The organism is Limnofasciculus baicalensis BBK-W-15 (assembly GCF_024178385.1).
GTDB lineage: Bacteria > Cyanobacteriota > Cyanobacteriia > Cyanobacteriales > Coleofasciculaceae > Limnofasciculus > Limnofasciculus baicalensis.
Genome location: NZ_JAMZMM010000378.1, coordinates 1 through 5,692, shown reverse-complemented (window position 1 = coordinate 5,692; position 5,692 = coordinate 1). Strand labels below are relative to the sequence as shown.

The 5,692-nt window shown below is 38.2% G+C and carries 6 protein-coding genes; 3 read left to right on the top strand and 3 right to left on the bottom strand.

The window, feature by feature from the left end:
* Together NJ959_RS24795 and NJ959_RS24790 are read left to right on the top strand one after the other, a co-directional pair.
* Positions 1 to 903: AAA family ATPase (locus tag NJ959_RS24795; protein ID WP_254014426.1), on the top strand; the 903-nt coding region annotated here is incomplete at its 5' end.
* A gap of 1 nt (position 904) precedes the next feature.
* Positions 905 to 1,555 carry a retron system putative HNH endonuclease gene (locus NJ959_RS24790; RefSeq protein WP_254014425.1) on the top strand — a complete coding sequence of 217 codons (651 nt, stop codon included), beginning with the start codon at positions 905 to 907 and terminating at the stop codon, positions 1,553 to 1,555.
* Between the two features lie 271 nt (positions 1,556 to 1,826).
* Here NJ959_RS24790 and NJ959_RS24785 read toward each other — a convergent pair whose 3' ends face one another.
* On the bottom strand, positions 1,827 to 2,273 hold the full coding sequence (locus NJ959_RS24785; RefSeq protein ID WP_254014424.1) for a hypothetical protein: 447 nt from the start codon (positions 2,271 to 2,273) through the stop codon (positions 1,827 to 1,829).
* 372 nt (positions 2,274 to 2,645) lie between these two features.
* Here NJ959_RS24785 and NJ959_RS24780 point away from each other — a divergent pair, with 372 nt between their 5' ends.
* Entirely contained in the window at positions 2,646 to 4,586 is a 1,941-nt protein-coding gene (locus NJ959_RS24780; protein ID WP_254014423.1) for an alpha-amylase family glycosyl hydrolase, read from the top strand.
* Positions 4,587 to 4,662: 76 nt separating this feature from the next.
* Here the strand turns inward: NJ959_RS24780 and NJ959_RS24775 are convergent, their stop codons facing one another.
* Together NJ959_RS24775 and NJ959_RS24770 are read right to left on the bottom strand one after the other, a co-directional pair.
* The gene (locus NJ959_RS24775) at positions 4,663 to 5,118 is read right to left on the bottom strand and encodes a ferredoxin (RefSeq protein ID WP_254014422.1); all 456 of its coding nucleotides are present in this window, start codon (positions 5,116 to 5,118) and stop codon (positions 4,663 to 4,665) included.
* The gene (locus tag NJ959_RS24770) at positions 5,118 to 5,504 is read right to left on the bottom strand and encodes a DUF1257 domain-containing protein (RefSeq protein WP_254014421.1); all 387 of its coding nucleotides are present in this window, start codon (positions 5,502 to 5,504) and stop codon (positions 5,118 to 5,120) included. Before NJ959_RS24770 ends, NJ959_RS24775 begins: the two co-directional genes overlap by 1 nt.
* Positions 5,505 to 5,692: the final 188 nt, after the last annotated feature.

Sequence of the window (5,692 nt, the reverse complement as noted above, 5' to 3'; positions counted from 1 at the left end):
GTACTAGTTTATTATAGAACTAATAGAATAATCTTAAATTCCGCATCAACTTATGACGATGATGAATATGAAATCAATCAACTAAATGCTTATAGAAGATCTTTTAATCGAGGAATAAATGACTTTGTAGATTTTTTCGTTTGGTTTAGGGTAGAGGAAGACTACGAGAATGAAATTAGGCTAAGACAGGATAATAATTATAGAAATCCTAAGTTAGAGGCGATCAGAAAAGCAATAGAAAATTTTTTAGAAGGATTCCCAAACACCCATTTTTCTGATTTACGGGTAGTCAGAAAACAATCCCAGAAAAATATTGATTTTACTCGTAATCCTAGTCCCCTTTCCTTAATAATTACCAAAAACGACCAAGACTTTAACTTAGAACAACTCTCTGAGGGAGAAAAGACACTATTAATGTTAGTGACTGACTTAGCAAGGCGATTAGCAATTGCTAACCCAGGCTTAGGAGTTGATGCTTTACAAGGAGAAGGGATAGTTTTAATAGATGAAATAGATTTACATTTGCATCCTCAGTGGCAAAGAATAGTAATTCCTAGCTTTACAAGAACTTTTCCTAATTGTCACTTTATAGTTACAACTCACTCTCCTCAAGTTTTGAGCCAAGTTAAAAGAGAAAATGTATTTATTTTAGAAGATTATAAGCTAGTAGAGGTAACGCCCCATACTTACGGCAAAGATAGCAATTCAATTTTATACGAATTAATGGCTGTTAATGCACGACCAAAGGAAATTCAGGAAAAAATCGATGCTTGTTTTAATTTGATAGATGAAGAAAAATTAGCCGAGGCAAAAGTGAAACTGCAAGAATTAGCAGATTTATTAGGTGAAGATGATACGGAAATCATTAGGGCTAAAACATTAATCAACTTTTTAACCGAGTAAAGTGAAACATATTGTCAAAGGAAAAGAACCTCAATCCTTACTTGAACACCGCTTAAAATCTCATACAAATTATGATAACTATCAACAGAAAGACGATTTACGGGAATCATTACTGACGGAACAAGGATACATTTGTTGCTATTGTATGGGCAGGATTGCTAAAGACAAGATGAAAATTGAGCATTGGCAACCTCAGAGTAGCTATCCCGATTTACAATTAGCTTACCAAAATCTCCTCGGTGCTTGCAAAGGCAATGAAAGAAAACCTAAAAATTTGCAACATTGCGATACTAACAAGGGTGAAAGTAAAATTACAATTAATCCCACTGACGCTAAATGTGAGAAACTGATTAAATATGGTAGTAATGGTCAAATTTCCTCTGATGATGAAACAATAAATCAAGAATTAAACGAAGTTTTGAACCTCAACACAGAAACTTTGACTAAAAATCGTAAAGCAGTTGTGGATGCTGTTATAAAAGGCTTGGAGCAAAAATATCCAGACAAAACTTGGACAGTCGAGATTTTAACTAAAGAAATTGCTAAATATACTAAGTTAAATCAGGATTCTCAGTATCAACCTTACTGCCAAGTGGCTATTTCCTATTTGCATAAAAAATTGTTACGTGTGAAGAATCAAAGTAAAGGATAAAAAGTAAAAAAGATTGGGTGCTGAATTTTCTAACTAACTTTCCTTCCCCTTCTGCCAGTCTTCCAAAGCAGCGATTGCTAAACTAGCAGCTTTGATAGCAACCGCCTTGGCGGTTAGGACATTCTAAATTACTGAAACCCTTGATGTCATTCACTTCTTCCCCTAGCCCCTAGTAAAAAAGCCCCTAAGCTGTCTTGCTATACATTCGGCGTAAGGTAATCCTCCAAATACTGGCGCGATCGCTTATCCTGGTATTACATACCATCAGGACTTACACAAAGCCTAGGAAATATGAAAAGAGGAAGTATCTGGGCGGAAGTGTCCGTTTATTATAGCCAATTACTCGGTTAGTCAGTCTTTCCGGCAAAGGAATTGTCCAAAGAATATTCCCTTGCTTTTTGTAACTAACACTGGACAAATAATATTTGTAATTATCACCTTCTTCCTGAGTTTTTATGCCCCATTCTAATGATTCATTTTCTGAGAGAGTTGTACTAGGTGTTGAAGATGACATCGACAACAACTCAATATCCCTCTCAACTAGCAATGGATTAGGCGATAAAGATTCAATTGGTTGACTATTGCCAAGAAGTGGAGTTGTGACAATAGATACAAAAAAGGTAAAGCTTCCCAAAAAGATGACACTCCCCCGATTTTTAATGAAAATCCGGAGATTTTGGCTGAATTGATTCAGGATAAAGTTTTTAATCTTTAACATCTGTGAATTATAGCAAGAATCATTGCTTATTGAGAACGAAGCATCTCAGTATAGGAGTATCCAACTTTGGCAAAGATACTCGTTTTTTGACAAAGTTTTTACCCCCCCAGCCCTGCTTGTCAAAGGGGGGAGCAAGAATACAACCTGCATTTCTTCCTTTCTCGGGATGCTCCCTCTCAGTATAAGCTGTCACACATTTACGACAGTATATCCTCACTCTCTACTGCCCTGACGACCATAAGTTAAAAAATTCCTATACTGCCTTTTTACATTATAGTAGAGGTGGATATAATTGACTCAAAAAGTAACGATCAATAAAGATTAACCCTTGTCGCTTTTCTCTATCCCTTTATCTCAGTGGCATCAAACTATATGGTTTCTAAAGATTCCCATAAATTTCCTGATTCTCAAGCATCACTAACGACAACCGAAGCCGAGGATCAAATACAAGATTCAACTAGCAAACCAAAAACAGAAACTGAGATCGATTTAGAGTTTCTATACACCAGAGATATTGAATTTCGCCAAGAAACAATTTACTTTATTGTAGTCGATCGCTTCAATGATGGTGACCCAGAAAATAATCAAGGAGCTAACCCCGAACTCTACGACTCAGACAGAGAAGATTGGGGGAAATACTGGGGAGGAGATTTACAAGGAATTATTGACAAGCTCGACTATTTGAAAAATTTAGGGGTTACTGCCATCTGGCTGACTCCTTTATTTGAACAAGTAGAAGCCTTATCAGTTGACATGGCTGCTATTCATGGCTACTGGACAAAAGACTTTAAACGAATTAATCCTCGTTTCATTGGCAAGGATGAGAACCCTTCCCTCAATGCGACTCAATCAGAAAAAAATACAACTTTTGATCTTTTGATTGCTGAGTTACATCAGCGCAAAATGAAATTAATTCTCGATATTGTTTGCAACCACAGTAACCCTGATGTAGGTGGAAAAAAGGGAGAACTATATAACGACGGGGTAAAAATTGCTGACTTTAACGACGATCAAGATAATTGGTATCATCATTACGGTGAAGTCACTAATTGGGAAGATGAATGGCAAGTACAAAACTGTGAATTAGCAGGATTGGCTACATTCAATGAAAATAACATCGACTATCGCAACTACATCAAATCAGCCATCAAGCAGTGGTTAGACAGAGGTGTAGATGTCCTGAGAGTTGATACAGTAAAACACATGCCCATTTGGTTTTGGCAAGAATTTAATGCCGATATTCAAAACCATAAACCGGATGTATTTATTTTTGGTGAGTGGATTTACAGCGAACCCAAAAACGATAGTTCAGTGGAATTTGCCAATAATTCTGGCATGACTATCCTCGATTTTGGTCTCTGTATGGCAATTCGTAAAGCTTTAGCTATTGGAGAAGAGGAAGGATTTAATCTGGTTCAAGAAATTTTAGATTTAGATTACCGTTATGATGGAGCAACAGAATTAATAACTTTTATTGACAATCACGATATGCACCGCTTTCAAACTCTCAACCCTTCTCCAGAAATGTTGAGGTTAGCGGTGATTCTCTTGATGACGACTCGTGGAATTCCTTGCCTTTACTATGGTACAGAACAATATCTCCATGACGATACTAATGGCGATATTAACCCTTACGGTAATAATGACCCCTACAATCGTCCGATGATGGAAAGTTGGGACACCGAAACTCCTTTCTATCGAGATATTCGTTTATTATCGGGGTTACGACGTTTCAATCCAGCAACATCTTTGGGGAGTCAGTGGCAAAAAAAACTCACTCCTGACATTTACTGTTATATTCGGCGTTATCGAGATTCAATCGTTTTTGTTGCACTGAATCGAGGTGAAGCCATAACATTAGAAACGGTGGAAACAGAATTACCTGATGGCGAACATACCTGTATACTGACTCGTCAAAAATTGGTAGTGAAAGATGGGATGATTCATAATTTAGAATTAGATGAACAAGTAGCAATTGTCATCAGTCATGTTGGTCAAAAGATTAAAGGCAAAACCATTGTCCGAGTACAACTTAATGGGGTTGATACTAAGCCTGGAGAAACCATTGTTGTTATCGGAAACTGTCCGGAATTGGGCAACTGGGATATTACTAAAGCCTATCCGTTAGAGTATATTAACCAGAACACTTGGTTTGGCGAAATTCCCTTTAACGAAAGTGCAGGCAAACCCATCGTCTATAAATATGCTATGCTGCGCGAAGGTGAATCTCCTCTGCGGGAAAATCTAGTGGCACGCCGCTGGGTAGTTGCTGAGGAAGGAACAGTCAAATGGCGGGATCGCTGGGCAATGTAAACTAAAACCAAAACAAAAAAAATAGCCTACTTGCGCAGGCTAAATTCCGGGTAAGTTAAATTGAAATCTGTAAAAATTAACTCATCAATCTCTTATTGCGCTGCTGCTTTCTCAATTCCTTCTTCTGGCGAATCTTGGCAGCAACAGCCGCATTATCGATCGGAAATCCAGCAATAGGAATTACCTGATCTTGCCTTTCCTCTTCCAATTTTTTCAACTCGGTGTAATCAACCCAATGAATACAATCTACCGGACAAGTATCAATGGCTTCTTGAATTAAATCTTCAGAATCTCCATTTTGTCCAATTACTCGCGATCGCCCGTAGTCCGGCTCAATGTAAAATGTATTTCGGGCAACATGGGCGCAATGCTTACAGCCGATGCAGGTAATTTCATCAACGTAAACACCTTTTTGCCGAAATACACCACCTAGCTCCGGTTCAAAACCCGAACGTTGCGGTGCATCTCGAAAAATGCCCCCTAATTCCGGTTCAAAACCCGAACGTTCCGAGTCTGGCGAAAAATCTGGCATTAGGCGCTCCAGCGTTGTACAACTAGACGGATTGAACCATCTTGATTTTTTTGCTGTTCGGCAACTTGGAAGCCTTGGTTGGCGGTTTCGCGCATCACAGTATGTAAAGCATAGCGCTGCGTAACTCGATTCAGGAACCCATCCACGGACCAAGCTTGTTGCCAATATTGTAAGTCAGCAACTAATTCGTATTCTTTCCCATTCCAACTGAAACCGATATCGTAGTTATTATCTTGTTCGATTACAACTTCAGCGGTTTGAGTGTTACCTTGATAGCCTCGCACCTCACGGGGACCTGATTTCCAGTCAACTCCCAAATCTTTTAAGGCATCTTTTAAAGAGGAAAGATTACGGATTTGAGTTTTTATGTTGCTAAAGTGTGACATTTTTCTTAAACTACCTACTAATTGAACAAAAAATCTTACCAAACAAGGTTGAAGTCTAAATGATGTATGACTTGGGAATTCCCCCAATGATGAAATTAGAAGTAGCTTGAGTAATTTCCCACTTCATACTTCATACTTCATACTTCATCCTTCATACTTCATCCTTCATCCTTCATCCTTCATCCTTC

Bases quoted from the DNA above. Each gene is read 5' to 3' on its own strand.
- NJ959_RS24785 (WP_254014424.1), bottom strand. From the start codon at position 2,273: ATGTTAAAGATTAAAAACTTTATCCTGAATCAATTCAGCCAAAATCTC.
- NJ959_RS24780 (WP_254014423.1), top strand. From the start codon at position 2,646: ATGGTTTCTAAAGATTCCCATAAATTTCCTGATTCTCAAGCATCACTA.
- NJ959_RS24775 (WP_254014422.1), bottom strand. From the start codon at position 5,118: ATGCCAGATTTTTCGCCAGACTCGGAACGTTCGGGTTTTGAACCGGAA.
- NJ959_RS24770 (WP_254014421.1), bottom strand. From the start codon at position 5,504: ATGTCACACTTTAGCAACATAAAAACTCAAATCCGTAATCTTTCCTCT.